We start from the raw sequence: 16,839 nt of genomic DNA, 5'->3' as shown, positions 1-16,839 counted from the left end.
ATGTTTGACGCAAGACACCTCGGTCGGCTCCCTCTCCTAGAGGGAGAGGGGACTGATTGGGGGATGTTGTAGAAATACGCCGACGTGAAAGATTTCTGCCGAATCCATAATCGACTTGATTTTTCAGGTCGATGTAAAACGCCAGACACCGCGGTCGGCTCCCTCTCCTAGAGGGAGAGGGGACTGATCGGGGGATGCTGTAGAAGTACGCCGATGTGAAAGATCTCTGCCGAATCCTTAATCGACTCGATCTTTCAGGTCGATGTTTGACGCAAGACACCTCGGTCGGCTCCCTCTCCTAGAGGGAGAGGGGACTGTTTGGGGGATGCTGTAGAGGTACGCCGATGTGAAAGATCTCTGCCGAATCCATAATCGACTCGATCTTTCAGGTCGATGTAAAACGCCAGACACCTCGGTCGGCCCCCTCTCCCTCCGGGAGAGGGCTGGGGTGAGGGTGCTGTTGATCTTGACCTCAGGCCACCTGAGCCTTCAACGCCCGCCTCAACGCCACCAACAATTTCACAATCTCCTGCGGATCCAGTCGCTGCGGCACTTTTACGTCCATGTTCTCTTCCCTGTTATGTAATTGGCCGGGGGGAGTCTGGCCAAAAGCTGTTCATCCTTGGAGGGCTTTCGTGAAAAAAAGATCCGTCCTACAGCGCAAAGGAAAATAGCCTTCTTATTCCTTCCCGGCAAACCCACAGGATAGTTTTTTGGGTGATATCAATATGCTTTAACGGTATTTAAATTCTTGTTTTTATACCTATAAAGTCGGTGCTTGCCGGACAGCCATCCGCTGTCCATGGACTGCACCACCGTCGCTTACCGAGCGATGTCCAGGACGCGTCATGACCTTCGATTACGCTTTTATCCTCAGCACCCTGCCGGCGTTTCTCAAAGCCGTGGGCGTGACGCTGCAGGTCGGATTCATCGCCATTGGCACCTCGCTGCTGGTGGCGCTGCTCAACGCGACGATTCTGGTGTTCCGCACGCCATATCTGCAAAAACTGGTCGGCCTGTATGTGGAGCTGGCGCGCAACACACCGCTGTTGATCCAGTTGTTCTTCGTTTACTTCGCCTTGCCGGCAGTGGGGGTCCAGGTTTCCGGTTTCACCGCCGCGATCATCACCATGACCTTCCTCGGCGGCGCTTACCTCACCGAAGTGTTGCGTGCCGGCGTCGATGCGGTGCCGCAGGCGCAACTGGAATCGGGGCGTTCGATTGGCCTGTCCCACGGCCAGTTGCTGCGCTACGTGATCCTGCCGCAAGCGGGGATTCTCAGCCTGCCGTCGCTGTTCGCCAATTTCATTTTTCTGCTCAAGGAAACCACCGTGGTCTCGGCGGTGGCGGTGCCGGAAATTCTCTACACCACCAAGAGCTACATCGCGCTCTATTACAAAACCTACGAAATGCTCGCCGTGCTGACGCTGATCTGCGTGCTGTTGTTCTTGCCGCTGTCGTTGCTGCTCAGCCGTCTGGAAAGGAGGCTCCAGCATGGCCAGTTCGGGTCTTGAGTTGCTCTGGGTGTCGTTGCCGCAATTGGCCAAGGGCGCCGGACAAACCTTGTCGATCTCGTTTCTGAGCATCGCCATCAGCACCGTCGGTGGCGTGCTCTACGGCGTGTTGCGCACGCTCAACGTGACATGGCTGAACGCGATTTTGCGGGTGTATCTGGAGCTGTTCCGGGCGATCCCGGTGCTGGTCTGGTTGTATCTGTTGTTCTTCGGTCTGCCGATTTTCTTCGGCCTGAGCATTCCCAGTTTTTGGTGCGCGGTGCTGGTGCTGTCGCTGTGGGGCGCCAGCGAGGTCGGCGAAGTGGCGCGTGGTGCGCTGCATTCGTTGCCACGCGGGCAGCGTGAAGCGGGGCTGTCGATCGGTCTGAACACCGCGCAACTCTACGGCTACGTGCTGCTGCCGCAAGCGCTGAAACGCATGACGCCGCCGACCATCAACGTCTACACGCGAATCATCAAGACCAGCTCGCTGGCGGTGCTGATCGGTGTGGTCGACGTGATCAAAGTCGGCCAGCAAATCATCGAGCGTACTTACGAATCGGTGCTGATCTACGGCGCTTTGTTTCTGTTTTTCTTTTTCATCTGCTACCCGCTCTCGGCCGCCTCGCGCGTGCTGGAGCGGCGCTGGACGCAAGCATGAGCGCATTGATCGAGTTTCACGGTTTCAACAAATTCTATGGCGAGCAGCAAGTGCTCAACGGCATCGACCTGCAGGTGCAGAGCGGCGAAGTGATCGTCATCCTCGGCCCCAGCGGCTGCGGCAAAAGCACCTTGTTGCGTTGCCTCAATGGCCTGGAAGAGGCCCACAGCGGCAGCCTGAAATTTCTCGGCCGTGAACTGCTGGACAAGGCCACCGACTGGCGCGAGATCCGTCAGCAGATCGGTATGGTGTTCCAGAGTTATCACCTGTTTCCGCACATGAGTGTGCTCGACAATCTGCTGCTTGGGCCGCTGAAGGTGCAAAAACGTCAGCGCCGCGAGGCGCAGCAGCAAGCCGAAGCCCTGCTCGAACGCGTTGGCCTGGCCGACAAGCGCGACGCTTTCCCGCGTCAGCTGTCCGGCGGCCAGCAGCAACGCATCGCCATCGTCCGCTCGTTGTGCATGAACCCACGGGTGATGCTCTTCGACGAAGTCACCGCGGCCCTCGACCCGGAGATGGTCAAGGAAGTTTTGCAGGTCATTCAGGGCCTCGCTCGCGAAGGCATGACCCTGTTGATCGTCACTCATGAAATGGCCTTCGCCCGTGCGGTGGCCGACCGCATCGTGTTCATGGATGCCGGGCGCATCCTTGAACAGAACCCGCCCGAGATTTTCTTTACGAACCCGCAAACCGCACGCGCGCAGCAGTTTCTGGAGAAGTTCTCCTTCGTTGCAACACTGCCAAAAACGAATCCGACAAAGGAACTGGAACTGTTATGAAAACTGCCGCTTTTTTACTGCCCCTGCTCAGCCTCGCCTTGCTCGCCGGTTGCAGCAAAACCGAAGAACCGCCAAAGCCGAAAGTCGCCAGCGAAAGCGCTGCGCCGGCTGGTTATCTGGACAAGATCAAGGCTCGCGACAAACTGATCGTCGGCGTATTTACCGATAAACCGCCGTTCGGTTTTGTCGATGAAGCGGGGCGCTACGTAGGTTTCGATACCGACATCGGCCGGCGTTTCGCCAAGGATCTGCTCGGCGATGAAAACAAGGTCGAGTTCGTTGCCGTCGAGCCGGCAAGCCGCATTCCGTTCCTGCAAAGCGACAAGGTCGACCTGATCCTCGCCAACATGACCGTCACGCCTGAGCGCAAGGAAGCAGTGGAATTCACCAACCCGAACCTCAAGGTTGCGGTGCAGGCGCTGGTGCCGCAAAGCAGCTCGGTGAAAAACCTTGATGACCTGGCGACCCGCACCACCATCGTCACCACGGGCACCACTGCGGATATCTGGCTGACCAAGAATCACCCGGACTGGAAACTGCTCAAGTTCGAGAAAAACTCCGAATCGCTGCAAGCCCTGGCCAATGGTCGTGGCGATGCCTATGCGCAGGACAATCTGGTGCTGTTCAGCTGGGCCAAGCAGAACCCGGGCTATCGCGTGCTGGATGAAAAGCTCGGTGCCGAAGCGCCGATTGCGCCGGCGGTGAAGAAGGGCAATATCGAGCTGCGTGACTGGGTGAATACCGAGCTGGCCAAGCTGGGTGAGGAGAAGTATCTGCTCAAGCTGTATGACCAATATGTGCGTAAAGAGCTGAGCGATGACACCAAGCCTGAGAGCGTGATTGTCGAGGGTGGCAAGTGGCAGGGGTGATTGCCTGTTGAATCGGTGGTGAGGCCTGCCCCTCACCCCAGCCCTCTCCCGAAGGAGAGGGAGCCGACCGAGGTGTCCTGCGTCATACATCGACCTGAAAAACCGAGTCGATTATGGATTCACAGAGTCATTTTCAGGTCGGCGTAATTCAACAGCATCCCCAGTCAGTCCCCTCTCCTGAAGGGAGAGGGAGCCGACCGAGTTGTCTTGCATCGGACATCGACCTGACAAACCGAGTCGATTATGGATTCACAGAGTCATTTTCAGGTCGGAGTAATTCAACAGCATCCCCAGTCAGTCCCCTCTCCTGAAGGGAGAGGGAGCCGACCGAGTTGTCTTGCATCGGACATCGACCTGACAAACCGAGTCGATTATGGATTCACAGAGTCATTTTCAGGTCGGAGTAATTCAACAGCATCCCACAATCAGTCCCCTCTCCCGTAGCGAGAGGGAGCCGACCGAGGTGTCTTGCATCAGACATTGACCTGCGGAAACGAGTCGATTGTGGATTCACAGATGCATTTTCACGTCGGCGTCACTCTTGAGCATCCCCCAATCAGTCCCCTCTCCCTCTGGGAGAGGGTTAGGGTGAGGGGCTTTTGGCTGGAACGCTCAATCCGGCCAATTCCACGCCGGCTCATCCAGCACCCCCTGCCCGACAATCCCGGTCTGCCCCAGGGTTTTCTCCAGCACAATGCAATTGCATTCCGGATCTTCCTGCAACGCCGAAATCAACCGCCGCGCATGCGACACCACCCACACCTGACACTGCTCGGACGCACGAATAATCAACCGCGCCAACGCCGGCAACAGATCCGGGTGCAGGCTGGTTTCCGGTTCGTTCAGCACCATCAGCGACGGCGGCCTCGGCGTCAGTAGTGCCGCAACCAACAGCAGATAACGCAACGTCCCGTCCGACAGCTCCGCCGCCGACAATGGCCGCAACAAACCTTCCTGATAAAACTCGATGGCAAACCGTCCACCGGCCTGCGCTTCGATATGCACCCGCGCGCCAGGAAACGCATCGGTAATCGCCGCACGCATGGCATCGCCGTCACCAATCTCGATGATGGTCTGCAACGCCGCCGCCAGATCACGGCCGTCGTGATGCAGCACTGGCGTGTGCGTACCCAATTGCGGTTGGCGCACCGGTGCATCGGCATCGCTGCGAAAGTGATCGTAAAAGCGCCAGCGACGAATGAACTCGCGCATCTGGAACACTTCCGGTGAGCTGCGCAGGCTGCCGACTTGGTCGAACAGGCTGTCAAAGTTCGGCGTGTGTTGCGCCAGTACATCCCATTGGCGCTCGGTACGTGCACGAATCATCGGGCCGTCACGATCCACCAGCAGGCTGGCGGGACGGTAGAGCGCACCGGCCCAGATGCATTCGCGCTTGATCTGCGGGTCGAGGCTGAAGCGCGAGGGGATCGGCCGTGAATGTTCGGGCAACATGAAGTGCCCGTTGGAATCGGGCAGGCCGAGGCTGATCGAATAACTGAAATCTTCTCCGGCGAACCCCAGGCGCAGTCGCTTCACAGCCTGACGCACCGTCGACTGAATAGGCACTTCGCCGTTGCGCATACGCCGGCTGATGGTTTCCGGCCCGGCCCAGAAGGTCGACTCCAGCCCACCCTCACGGGCCAGCGCATTGACCACGCCACCCTGAGCGGTTTCCGCCAGCAGGCGCAAGGCTCGGTATAGATTGGATTTGCCGCTGCCGTTGGGGCCGGTGATCAGGTTCAGCCGGCCGAGCGGGATCACCAGTTTGTTGATCGAACGGTAATTGGCCACCGCGAGAGTATTGAGCATGGAATTCCTTCTCTTCAGGCGCCTATTGTAGGAGCTGCCGAAGGTTGCGATCTTTTGATGTTGTTTTTAAAAGATCAAAAGATCGCAGCCTCCGGCAGCTCCTAGAGGAAATATGGGGGACGAACGGGCGAACGTTGAACCCTGTTCTAAGCTCACAGTCGTATCGTCACTTGCACGTTCGTACACAGGAAGGAGTCTGCATGGCGAGTCTCGGTTTGAAAACAGCGGTCGTGCTGAGTCTGCTCACCTTGGTGACCGCTTGCGGCGAGAAAAAAGCCCCCGCTGAGTACCTGCCACGGGTTTTTGTACAAGAGGTCAAGCCCACGGATTACGCGGCTTCGGTGACATTGACCGGTGACGTGCAGGCGCGCGTGCAGACCGAACTGTCGTTCCGCGTCGGCGGCAAGATCATCCAGCGCATGGTCGACGTCGGCGATCGCGTCACCGCCAAACAAGTGCTGGCCAAACTCGACCCCAAGGATTTGCAGACCAACGTCGATTCGGCTCAAGCCCAGGTGGTCGCTGAACAAGCCCGGGTGAAACAGAGTGCCGCGGCGTTCGTGCGCCAGCAAAAACTCCTGCCCAAGGGCTACACCAGCCAAAGCGAATACGATTCCGCCCAAGCCGCGTTGCGCAGCAGCCAGAGCGCCTTGAGTGCGGCGCAGGCGCAATTGGCCAACGCCAAGGATCAGCTCAGCTACACCGCGTTGATTGCCGATGCGCCGGGCGTGATTACCGAGCGCCAAGCCGAAGTCGGCCAAGTGGTGCAGGCCACGGCGCCGATTTTTTCGTTGGCCCGCGACGGCGACCGTGACGCGGTATTCAACGTCTACGAATCGCTGCTGGCCGAGCGTCCTGCGGATCCGTCGATCGTCGTCAGCCTGCTCGATAACCCTGCCATCAAAACCACCGGTACGGTGCGTGAAATCACTCCGGCGGTGTCGGCGCAGTCCGGCACGGTGCAAGTCAAAGTCAGCCTCGACAGCCTGCCACAAGGGATGCAGCTGGGCTCGGTGGTCAGCGCCACTGCCAAGGGCAGCGGCAAGTCGGCAGTCGAATTGCCATGGTCGGCGCTGACGAAAAACATCAGTGATCCGGCGGTGTGGATGGTCGACGATAAAGGTGAAGCGCAGTTGCACAACGTGACCGTCGGCCGCTACCTGATCGGCAAGGTCATCATCAGCGAAGGCCTCAAGGGCGGGGAGAAAGTCATTGTCGCCGGTGGCCAGTTGCTGCATCCCGGCATGAAAGTCGAAATCGCTGAAAACACCTACAAGGGTCTGCAACCGGGAGCACAGCCATGAAGCGTCTGGGGCTGTTATCCGTGGGGATGTTGCTGGCGGCTTGCTCGAAAAGCGAGCCACCTCCGGAGCCGGTACGTCCGGTGTTATCGGTCAAGGTTCAAGCGTTGAGCGAGGAAAGCCTCGGGCGTTTCGCCGGTAGCATCCAGGCGCGTTATGAAAGCAACACCGGTTTCCGCGTCGGTGGCCGCATCGCCAGCCGCAACGTCGATGTCGGTACCGAAGTGGGGAAGGGTACGCTGCTCGCCACCCTCGATCCGTCTGATCAGCAGAACCAATTGCGTTCGGCCCAGGGCGACCTGGCCAAGGTTCAGGCGCAACTGATCAATGCCCAGGCCAATGCCCGCCGTCAGCAGGCGCTGTTCGATCGTGGCGTAGGAGCGCAGGCACAACTGGACATCGCCACCACGGACTTGAAAACCACCCAGGCCTCGCTGGACCAGGCACGGGCGGCGGTCAATCAAAGCAAGGACCAGCTCGGCTACACCGAACTGCGTTCCGACCATAAAGCCGTGGTCACCGCATGGAACGCCGAAGCCGGGCAGGTAGTGACGGCGGGTCAGCAGGTCGTGACCCTGGCGCAACCGGACATCAAGGAAGCGGTGATCGATCTGCCGGACACCCTGGTCGATCAGATTCCTTCCGACGTGGTATTTCTGGTGGCCGGGCAACTCGACCCGAGCATCAACACCACGGCAATCCTTCGCGAGATCGAACCGCAGGCGCAAAGCGCCACACGCACTCGTCGCGCACGCCTGACGCTGGCCGAGACACCGGACGGTTTCCGCCTCGGCACGGCGATCAGCGTGACCCTCAGTTCGGCGATCAAACCGCGCATCGAATTGCCGGCTACCGCTGTGCAGGAGGTCGACGGCAAACCACGGATCTGGGTCATCGACACCCAGAGCAAAACCGTCAGCCCCCGCGACGTCAGCGTGATCAGCCGCACCGACAGCAGCGTGGTGCTCGCGGGCGGCGTGAAGAACGGCGAGCGTGTGGTCAGCGCCGGCGTCAACAGCCTCAAACCCGGACAATCGGTAAAACTTGACGAGGACAGTCAATGAAAGGCTCTTTCAACCTCTCCGAATGGGCCCTCAAGCATCAGTCATTCGTCTGGTACCTGATGTTCGTCGCGTTGCTGATGGGCGTGTTCTCGTACTTCAATCTGGGCCGCGAAGAAGACCCGTCGTTCACCATCAAAACCATGGTGATCCAGACCAAATGGCCGGGCGCGACCCAGGAAGAAACCCTCGCGCAGGTCACCGACCGCATCGAGAAAAAGCTCGAAGAACTCGACTCTCTCGACTACGTGAAAAGCTACACGCGCCCCGGCGAATCGACGGTGTACGTGTACCTGCGCGACACCACCAGCGCCAAGGACATCCCGGAAATCTGGTACCAGGTGCGCAAGAAGATCGACGACATTCGCGGGCAGTTCCCCCAAGGTATTCAAGGGCCCGGGTTCAACGACGAGTTCGGTGATGTGTTCGGCTCGGTCTACGCCTTCACCGCCGACGGCCTGACCATGCGCCAGTTGCGCGATTACGTAGAACAGGCGCGGGCCGAGATCCGCAATGTACCGGGGCTGGGCAAGATCGAAATGATCGGCCAGCAGGACGAAGTGATTTATCTGAACTTCTCTACCCGCAAACTGGCGGCGTTGGGTATCGATCAGCGTCAGGTTGTGCAGAGCCTGCAATCGCAGAACGCCGTGACCCCGGCCGGTGTGATCGAGGCCGGCCCTGAGCGGATTTCCGTGCGCACTTCGGGGCAGTTCGCCTCGGAAAAAGATCTCGCCGAGGTCAATCTCAAGCTCAACGACCGTTTCTATCGTTTGGCTGACATCGCCGACATCACGCGCGGTTACACCGATCCGGCTACCCCGGAATTCCGCTTCGACGGCAAACCGGCCATCGGTCTGGCGATTGCCATGCAGAAGGGCGGCAACGTTCAGGAGTTCGGCAAGGCGTTGCACCAGCGCATCGATGAACTGACCGCAGACTTGCCGGTTGGCGTGGGTGTGCACACCGTGTCCGATCAGGCGGTGGTGGTGGAAGAAGCGGTCGGTGGCTTTACCAGTGCCCTGTTCGAGGCGGTGATCATCGTGCTGGTGGTCAGCTTCATCAGCCTCGGCGTGCGCGCCGGTCTGGTGGTGGCATGCTCGATTCCGCTGGTGCTGGCGATGGTGTTTGTGTTCATGGAATACAGTGGCATCACCATGCAGCGGATTTCTCTCGGTGCACTGATCATCGCCCTCGGCCTGTTGGTGGACGACGCGATGATCACCGTGGAAATGATGGTCACGCGCCTGGAAATGGGCGAGAGCAAGGAGGAGGCCGCGACGTACGCGTACACCTCGACGGCGTTCCCGATGCTAACGGGGACGCTGGTGACGGTCGCCGGTTTCGTGCCGATCGGCCTCAACGCCAGTTCCGCCGGTGAGTACACCTACACGCTGTTTGCGGTGATTGCCGTGGCCATGATTGTGTCGTGGATTGTCGCGGTGTTCTTCGCTCCGGTGATCGGCGTGCACATTCTCAGCGCCAACGTGAAGCCCCATGACGCCGAGCCGGGCCGCGTCGGGCGTGCGTTCAATGGCGGTCTGTTGTGGGCGATGCGCAATCGCTGGTGGGCGATCGGCATCACCGTGCTGCTGTTTGTCCTGTCGATTTTTTGCATGCGCTTTGTGCAGAACCAGTTCTTCCCGGCATCGGACCGCCCGGAAATTCTCGTCGACCTGAACCTGCCGCAGAACGCCTCCATCGACGAAACACGCAAGGCCGTCGACAAGCTGGAAGAAACCCTCAAAGGCGACCCGGACATTGTGCGCTGGAGCACCTACATCGGTCAGGGCGCGATCCGTTTCTACCTGCCGCTCGACCAGCAATTGCAAAACCCGTACTACGCACAACTGGTGATCGTCAGCAAAGACTTCGAGGCCCGGGAGGCACTGAGTCAGCGCCTGCGCGAGCGCTTGCACAAGGACTTCGTCGGCATCGGCAGTTACGTCCAGGCGCTGGAAATGGGCCCGCCGGTGGGGCGGCCGATCCAGTACCGGGTCAGTGGCAAGGACATCGATCAAGTGCGCAAGCACGCCATCGATCTGGCCACCGAACTGGACAAGAACTCGCACATCGGCGAGATCATTTACGACTGGAACGAGCCGGGCAAAGTCCTGCGCATCGACATCGCCCAAGACAAGGCGCGCCAGCTCGGGTTGTCCTCCGAAGACGTGGCGAACCTGATGAACAGCATCGTCAGCGGCGCGCCTCTGACCCAGGTCAACGACGACATCTACCTGATCAATGTGGTCGGCCGGGCGGTGAATTCGGAGCGTGGTACGCCGGAAACCCTGCAGAATCTGCAGATCGTTACGCCCAACGGCACATCGATTCCGTTACTGGCGTTCGCCACTGTGCGCTATGAGCTGGAACAGCCGCTGGTGTGGCGTCGCGACCGCTTGCCGACCATCACCATCAAGGCCTCGGTGCGCGACGAGATCCAGCCGACCGATCTGGTGAAACTGCTCAAGCCATCGATTGATGCCTTCGCCGAGAAACTGCCGGTCGGTTACAAAGTCGCCACCGGCGGTACGGTCGAGGAAAGCGGCAAGGCCCAGGGACCGATCGCCAAGGTCTTGCCGTTGATGCTGTTTTTGATGGCGACGTTCCTGATGATCCAGTTGCACAGCGTGCAGAAGATGTTCCTCGTCGCCAGTGTCGCGCCGCTGGGACTGATCGGCGTGGTGCTGGCGCTGGTGCCGACCGGCACGCCGATGGGCTTCGTGGCGATTCTCGGGATTCTCGCGCTGATCGGCATCATCATCCGCAACTCGGTGATTCTGGTGACGCAGATCGATGAGTTCGAGAAGAAGGGCTATGCGCCGTGGGACGCGGTGGTCGAGGCGACCGAACATCGGCGTCGGCCGATCCTGCTGACCGCAGCGGCGGCGAGCATGGGCATGATCCCGATTGCCCGCGAAGTGTTCTGGGGGCCGATGGCGTACGCGATGATCGGCGGCATTGTGGTCGCAACGTTGCTGACGTTGCTGTTCCTGCCGGCGCTTTATGTGGCTTGGTACAAGATCCGCGAGCCGAAGAAGGACGCTTCGTCATCGACCCACTGAGTGTGTTTGTTACACCTTTGGGAAAGGTCTGACTTACAACTGTGATGCCTTGCGTTACCGTCCTTCCTCCATTTGGAGGAGGGACGCCTGATGTCGACTGTCACTTGCTGGTTGCGCCAACTGCTGTTAGTGGCCGGCCTGTGCCTGTCGCCCTCATCGCTGGCCGACATCCTTTTGGTGAACCCGCTGTGGCGCGTACAGCTCGACCCCGCAACCCTCGCCGTGCGAGTCACCCCGGCCAACGGCGCGACTGTGCAGGCATCGACGGGCGTCGCTGCGCACAGGATCAGCAACCTGGTGCAACGTGACAATCGTGTCGACTGGCAATGGGACGATGGCGCCTGGTCAATCAGCGTTGATCTCGATCAACGTGACCTGAACTTCTCGATCACCGCACGCGCCCCGGCTGAACTTGAGTTCTTGCGCCAGCCCGGCAATGCCATGGGCAAGGGCCTGATCTGGCCCTTGGCCGAGGGCCATTATGTGCCGCGCGGCGATCCGGTGTGGCAGGCGTTTCTGGTGAGTCAAGGGGTGCTCAATGCCACTCAGGATATGAGTCTGCCGATCTGGGGCGTCGAGCATAAGGGATTCAGTCTCAACTGGTTGCTGAGCAACCCCTACAACAATCAACTGCTGTTCAGCGCTGAGGGCGATGCGCTCGCTTTGTCGGTGCGGCATCAATTCACCTCACTCAAGCCGTCGACAGCGCTGACGTTCAGCCTGTTTCTGGGTGACGCCGAGCCGCTGGCCGGTGCCAAGCGCTACCGACAATGGCGGATCGACACCGGCCGTCACGAAAGCCTGAGCAGCAAGCTTGAGAAAACACCGACATCGCGAAAGCTGTTGGGCGCCAGTCATGTCTACCTGTGGGGTAACGATCTGCTGGGGCAAAAGGATGTGCGTGACTGGCCGGCGTTGCTAGGCAAGTTGCGCGGCCAGACCTACCTTGCCGGTGCGTTGCGCGGCGGCATGGATACTGAAGCCTTGCAACTGCTCGCCACGCAGACCGTGCTCAATCGTTATCAGCAAAGCATTCTGCTGCGCAGCCTCAATCGGGCGCTGAACACTCAGGCGCGCAAAACCTGGCAGGCCCGCGCGGTGCCGGACATGCAAGCACTGGTCAACGGTTACGCTGCCCTGCGTGGCCAACTGGCCCGCGAATTCGCCGGTGCCGTCACAGCCAGGCCCGAGCAATGGGGCAGCACCCTGTCGCTGGACTCCATTGCGCAATTGCAAAACGCCGGGCTGTCGCGCTTGTGGCTGGGTCTTGGTGAGGGGTGGGAGGGCGGGCTCTGGCATCCCGAGGCGGTTCGAGCAGGCGTGAAGGCCGGGTATCTGCTGGCGCCATATGATTCTTACGAGACGGCGCTGAGTCGGGATGAGAACCCGGACTGGACCACCGCGCATCTGGGTGACACGGCTTACCGCGAGTGCGCCATCGTGCTGGAAAATCGCACGCTGAAAAGCGGTTTTCAGCAATCAGGTCACTACACCGACCCACGTTGCGTGCGCCCTCTGCTGGAGAAACGAGTCAAAGCGGTCAGCGTCGCCGCTGGTTTCAACAGCTGGTTTCTCGACGCCTACGCCACAGGCATGGTGTTCGACAGCTACCGTGCGGATGCCCCAATGACACAGGCACAGAACGCCGAAGGCAATGTCGAGGCGTCGCGCTGGATCAATGAAGTGCTGCAATTGCCCAGCGGCTCAGAAGACGGCAATGCAACGACGGCCCAAGGCGTGCTGTTCGCCCATGGCATGCAGACACCGGTGATCGGCTGGGGTGATGCCGACATGAGTAAAAACCCGGATTCGGAATACTTTGTCGGCAAGTGGTTTCCGCCGGAGCAACCGGCCGTGTTCTTCAAATCCGTGCCAATAAAGGAACCATTGCGGCGCATTCACTTTGACCCGGCCAGCCGTTTGCCGCTGTATCAAGCGGTGTTCCACGGCTCGCTCATCACCACCCATCACTGGTTGTTCGACAGCCTTAAATTGAGCAACGCAAGGGTGGAAAACGAACTGACGCAATTGCTTTACAACGTGCCGCCGCTGTACCACCTGAGTGCGGCGACGCTGGCGCAGCGATTGCCGCTGATGGCCCGCCAGGACGCATTCTTCCGTCCGCTGCATGAGCGCCTGGCGACGCAGGCGCTGACCGGTTTCCAATGGCTGAGCGAAGATCGGCGGGTGCAGCAGACTTCATTTGAAGACGGCACTCGGCTGCTGGCCAACTTCGATCCAGCCCCGCGTGAAGTGGACGGTCGGACCCTGCCCGGCGAGAGCGTCACGCTGCTGCTGCCGGAAGGTACCGTCAGCCACTACCGGGTGCAGGCAACTCCCTGACTCAGCCTTTGCGCCAGACGCTGGCCAACCACGGCTGCTGCTCGCGCGGCAGGCCGGCGGGACGGAAGTAGTGTTCCAGTTCGACGAATCCGGCGCGGGCAAGCAGCCCGCGCCATGCCTCCAGATCGTGATACGAGCCATAGCGCGGCCCGTTCCAGCCCTCGCGGTTATCCCCGCGCGGGTTAGAGCTGAACAGCACACCGCCCGGTTTCAAGGTATCGCGCAGCTGTTGCAAAACCCGTGGCAATTCCTGCAATGGCACATGAAACAGCACCGCGTTGGCGAAGATTCCGTCGAAGCGTTCAGCCGGCAGATCGAGTTTCAGAAAGTCCTGTTGCAGCACCTCGCATCCACTGTCCTCACGGGCCATTCGCGCAAACTCTTGGGAACCGTCGAGACCCACGGCGATGTGCCCCATACGCATAAACGTCTGCAAATCCCGCCCCGGCCCGCAGCCGAAATCCAGAACCGTGAACGGCGCCACACCTTGAATATGCCGCAGCAGCGCATCGATGTTCTGGCTGACATCGTGGTCGCGGGTGCCTTCACGGAAGTCTTCAGCCACCGAGTTGTAGTGGCCGAGGGTGGTGGTGGTGATCTGTTCGAGATCGTTGGGGGTCTGCTTCATGGTGGGGATACGCGGGCAATTGGGATTTGCCGAATATACGCCATCGAGTTCGGGGCTGCTGCGCAGCCATTCGCGAGCAGGCTCGCTCCCACAGGGGAACGCATTCCAAATGTGGGAGCAAGCCTGCTCGCGAAAGCGGTTTCAGAGGCGCGGCATGATTCCGGATGAGCTCAGCGCTTGTTCAACCCCCGCGCCAACCGGTCCCCACCCAACTGAATCACCGCCACCAGAGCCACCAGCAACACAATCACTGTCAGCATGATCTGGCTGTCAAAGCGCTGATACCCATAGCGATAGGCGATATCCCCCAACCCACCCGCGCCAATCGCCCCGGCCATGGCCGACGAGTTGATCATCGTCACCAGCGTAATGGTGAAACCGCCGACAATCCCCGGCAGCGCTTCCGGCAACAGCACATGCCAGACGATATGCCAACGCCGGCAGCCCATCGCCTGCGCAGCCTCGATCAAACCATGATCAACCTCGCGCAAACTCACTTCAGCAATCCGTGCAAAGAACGGCGTGGCGGCAATCGTCAGCGGCACGACGGCAGCCCAGACACCGTAGGTGGTACCGACAATCAAGCGGGTAAATGGAATCAGCGCGACCATCAGAATCAGAAACGGGATCGAGCGGAACAGATTCACGAACGCGCCCAAGGCACGGTTCAACACCGGGGCCTCGTAGATCCCGCCCTTGTCGCTGGTGACCAGAATCACCGCCATGGGAATCCCCACCAGCAGCGCGATCAGCGAAGATACGCCGACCATCAGAAACGTATCGATAAAGCCCTGCAGCAAGCGATCAAACCACATAACCCACTACCTCCACTCGCTGCGCCCACGGTGCGGCGCGCTCGCGCAATTGTTCGGCGCTGAACGCTGAGTCGCTGACAGCCAACAACAGTTGCCCCAGCGCGTGACCCTGAATCCGTTCGACGCCGCCCTGAAGCAATTTCACCCGCCCGCCGAGCGCGGCGAACAGTGCGCCCAGATCCGGCTCGTCGCTGGCACTGCCGGTGAATTGCAGGCGCAGCACCACAGCGGCGTCGGAGGAGGGCGGCTGCGTCTGCAAACGGCTTTGCAATTCTTCCGGCAGCGCGTGTTGCAGCGGCGCGAGCAAGGTCTGGCTGACCTCATGCTGCGGATTGCCGAACACTTCCCAGACTGGGCCTTGCTCGACAACCCGCCCGTGCTCAAGCACGACAACGCGGTCGCAGATTTCGCGGATCACCGCCATCTCGTGAGTGATCAGGACGATGGTCAGACCCAGGCGTCTATTAATTTCGCGCAGCAGGCCGAGGATCGACTGGGTGGTCTCTGGATCGAGCGCCGAAGTGGCTTCGTCGCAGAGCAGAATATCCGGGTCATGCACCAGCGCGCGGGCGATGCCGACACGCTGTTTCTGCCCACCGGAAAGCTGCGCCGGATAAGCCTTGTGCTTTTCCTCCAGGCCAACCAGTTCGAGCAGTTCGCGCACCTTTTTTTCACGTTGTTCTTTCGCGACGCCCGCGACTTTCAGCGGCAGTTCGACGTTCTGCCAAACCGTCTTGGCCGACATCAGATTGAAGTGCTGGAAGATCATGCCGATGCGCCTGCGTAGCGCTACCAGACGGTCTTCATCGAACTCGCCAATGTCGACCTGATCGATCAAAACCCGCCCAGACGTTGGCTGCTCCAGACGATTGATCGTGCGAATCAGCGACGACTTGCCGGCGCCGCTGCGGCCGATGATGCCGAACACTTCACCGCGCTGAATCGCCAGATCGATGCCCTGCAAAGCCGCGACCGGGCCTTGCCGGCCGTTGTAGGTTTTGCCCAGACCGATGAAGCGTACGTGGGCGCGATTCAGCTCGGGGTGCAGCTCGGTTTTTTCAGCAGTGTGTGGTTCTGGAGTTTCCAGTCGCCGTTGGATCGCGGCCGTCATGCTCAGCTTTCCCAACCGGCTTGATACAGCTTGCCGTGAGCCTTATCCAGTGCCGCGCGAACGGCTGGTGAGTGCTGGTAGATGTCGACGAACTTGATCAGGCGCGGATCGGTTTTGCTCTTCGGCTGGATGACGAACTGGATCACGTATTCCTTGTGGTCGAGACCGTCGAACAGCAGCGCGGAACCTGCATCGAAGGTCTTCGCCAAACGGATGTAGGCGGGGTAACCCTGGACCAGATCGGCGTCGTCGTAGGCGCGTACCAATTGCACGGCTTCGACTTGCAGAATTTTGATCTTTTTTGGATTAGCGACGATGTCGTCTTCGGTGGCCTTGTAACCAACGCCCGGTTTCAGTGTGATCAAGCCGGCCTTGGCCAGCAGCTGCAGGCCGCGACCGCTGTTGATCGGATCGTTGGCGATGGCGACGCTGGCGCCTTCGGGCAACTCGTCGAAGCTTTTGTATTTTTTCGAATAGAGGCCGACGTTGTTGATGATCCCCGGGGCGAATGGCACCAGATCAAAACCCGACGCGGCTTTGGCGTTTTCGAGGAACGGGATGTGCTGGAAGTAGTTCACGTCGATGTCGCCGGCGGCGAGGCTGACGTTCGGTGCGATCCAGTCGGTGAACTCCACCAGTTCGACTTTCAGGCCTTGCTTGGAGGCTTCTTCGACAGCGGCTTCCAGCGGGATGGCGAAGGCGGCGGTGGTGCCGATTTTCAACGGGGCATCGGCGGCGAAGATGGCCGAGCTGAACAGGCCGAGGGCCAGGGCCAGTGCTTTGACTGGGTGGGACAGGATTTTCTGGGTCATGATGGTTTTTCCAGTCAGTGCATGAAATTTGTGGTGTTTGTTATGGCCTCATCGCGAGCAGGCTCACTCCTACATTTGGAATGCGTTCCCCT

General features: G+C 59.9%; 13 protein-coding genes. 8 read left to right on the top strand and 5 right to left on the bottom strand.

Annotated features, from left to right (window positions below; translation table 11 throughout):
• Nucleotides 1–848: 848 nt before the first annotated feature.
• Genes ACW9IR_RS24215 through ACW9IR_RS24200 form a run of 4 tightly spaced genes read left to right on the top strand, consistent with a single transcriptional unit; the run spans nt 849 to nt 3,802 of the window.
• Nucleotides 849–1,514 (top strand): amino acid ABC transporter permease, encoded by a 666-nt coding sequence (locus tag ACW9IR_RS24215; RefSeq protein WP_095113915.1) that lies wholly within the window; start codon nt 849–851, stop codon nt 1,512–1,514.
• Entirely contained in the window at nt 1,495–2,154 is a 660-nt protein-coding gene (locus ACW9IR_RS24210) for an amino acid ABC transporter permease (protein WP_102899625.1), read from the top strand. Before ACW9IR_RS24215 ends, ACW9IR_RS24210 begins: the two co-directional genes overlap by 20 nt.
• On the top strand, nt 2,151–2,933 hold the full coding sequence (locus tag ACW9IR_RS24205; protein WP_102899624.1) for an amino acid ABC transporter ATP-binding protein: 783 nt from the start codon (nt 2,151–2,153) through the stop codon (nt 2,931–2,933). Before ACW9IR_RS24210 ends, ACW9IR_RS24205 begins: the two co-directional genes overlap by 4 nt.
• A complete protein-coding gene (locus ACW9IR_RS24200) occupies nt 2,930–3,802 on the top strand; it encodes a transporter substrate-binding domain-containing protein (protein ID WP_102899623.1) in 873 nt (290 codons plus the stop codon). Before ACW9IR_RS24205 ends, ACW9IR_RS24200 begins: the two co-directional genes overlap by 4 nt.
• Nucleotides 3,803–4,414: 612 nt before the next feature.
• On the opposite strand, the gene ACW9IR_RS24195 is transcribed toward ACW9IR_RS24200, so the two are convergent.
• Nucleotides 4,415–5,611 carry an AAA family ATPase gene (locus tag ACW9IR_RS24195; protein ID WP_457465289.1) on the bottom strand — a complete coding sequence of 399 codons (1,197 nt, stop codon included), beginning with the start codon at nt 5,609–5,611 and terminating at the stop codon, nt 4,415–4,417.
• 200 nt (nt 5,612–5,811) lie between these two features.
• Between ACW9IR_RS24195 and ACW9IR_RS24190 the strand changes: the two genes are divergently transcribed.
• The 4 genes from ACW9IR_RS24190 (at nt 5,812) to ACW9IR_RS24175 (ending at nt 13,381) form a co-directional block, all read left to right on the top strand.
• Entirely contained in the window at nt 5,812–6,915 is a 1,104-nt protein-coding gene (locus tag ACW9IR_RS24190) for an efflux RND transporter periplasmic adaptor subunit (RefSeq protein WP_457465288.1), read from the top strand.
• Nucleotides 6,912–7,976: an efflux RND transporter periplasmic adaptor subunit gene (locus ACW9IR_RS24185; RefSeq protein WP_457465287.1), complete on the top strand. Its 1,065-nt coding sequence runs from the start codon at nt 6,912–6,914 to the stop codon at nt 7,974–7,976. The genes ACW9IR_RS24190 and ACW9IR_RS24185 overlap by 4 nt, the downstream gene beginning before the upstream one ends.
• Nucleotides 7,973–11,038: an efflux RND transporter permease subunit gene (locus ACW9IR_RS24180; protein WP_110720873.1), complete on the top strand. Its 3,066-nt coding sequence runs from the start codon at nt 7,973–7,975 to the stop codon at nt 11,036–11,038. The genes ACW9IR_RS24185 and ACW9IR_RS24180 overlap by 4 nt, the downstream gene beginning before the upstream one ends.
• A 90-nt stretch (nt 11,039–11,128) precedes the next feature.
• Nucleotides 11,129–13,381 carry a glycoside hydrolase gene (locus tag ACW9IR_RS24175; RefSeq protein WP_457465286.1) on the top strand — a complete coding sequence of 751 codons (2,253 nt, stop codon included), beginning with the start codon at nt 11,129–11,131 and terminating at the stop codon, nt 13,379–13,381.
• Between the two features lies 1 nt (nt 13,382).
• On the opposite strand, the gene ACW9IR_RS24170 is transcribed toward ACW9IR_RS24175, so the two are convergent.
• From ACW9IR_RS24170 to ACW9IR_RS24155, 4 genes are all read right to left on the bottom strand, one after another.
• Nucleotides 13,383–14,009, bottom strand: a complete 627-nt coding sequence (locus ACW9IR_RS24170) for a class I SAM-dependent methyltransferase (protein WP_457465285.1) — start codon at nt 14,007–14,009, stop codon at nt 13,383–13,385.
• 170 nt (nt 14,010–14,179) lie between these two features.
• Nucleotides 14,180–14,824, bottom strand: coding sequence for a methionine ABC transporter permease (locus ACW9IR_RS24165; protein WP_034151854.1), 645 nt, complete (start codon nt 14,822–14,824; stop codon nt 14,180–14,182).
• Nucleotides 14,814–15,935 carry a methionine ABC transporter ATP-binding protein gene (locus tag ACW9IR_RS24160; RefSeq protein WP_457465284.1) on the bottom strand — a complete coding sequence of 374 codons (1,122 nt, stop codon included), beginning with the start codon at nt 15,933–15,935 and terminating at the stop codon, nt 14,814–14,816. The genes ACW9IR_RS24165 and ACW9IR_RS24160 overlap by 11 nt, the downstream gene beginning before the upstream one ends.
• 2 nt (nt 15,936–15,937) lie before the next feature.
• On the bottom strand, nt 15,938–16,747 hold the full coding sequence (locus ACW9IR_RS24155) for a MetQ/NlpA family ABC transporter substrate-binding protein (RefSeq protein WP_457465283.1): 810 nt from the start codon (nt 16,745–16,747) through the stop codon (nt 15,938–15,940).
• Between the last annotated feature and the right edge of the window lie 92 nt (nt 16,748–16,839).

The organism is Pseudomonas sp. SDT291_1_S447, from assembly GCF_054070155.1.
The sequence above is the reverse complement of the archived record's forward strand: the minus strand, read 5'-3'. Positions and strand labels throughout refer to the sequence as shown.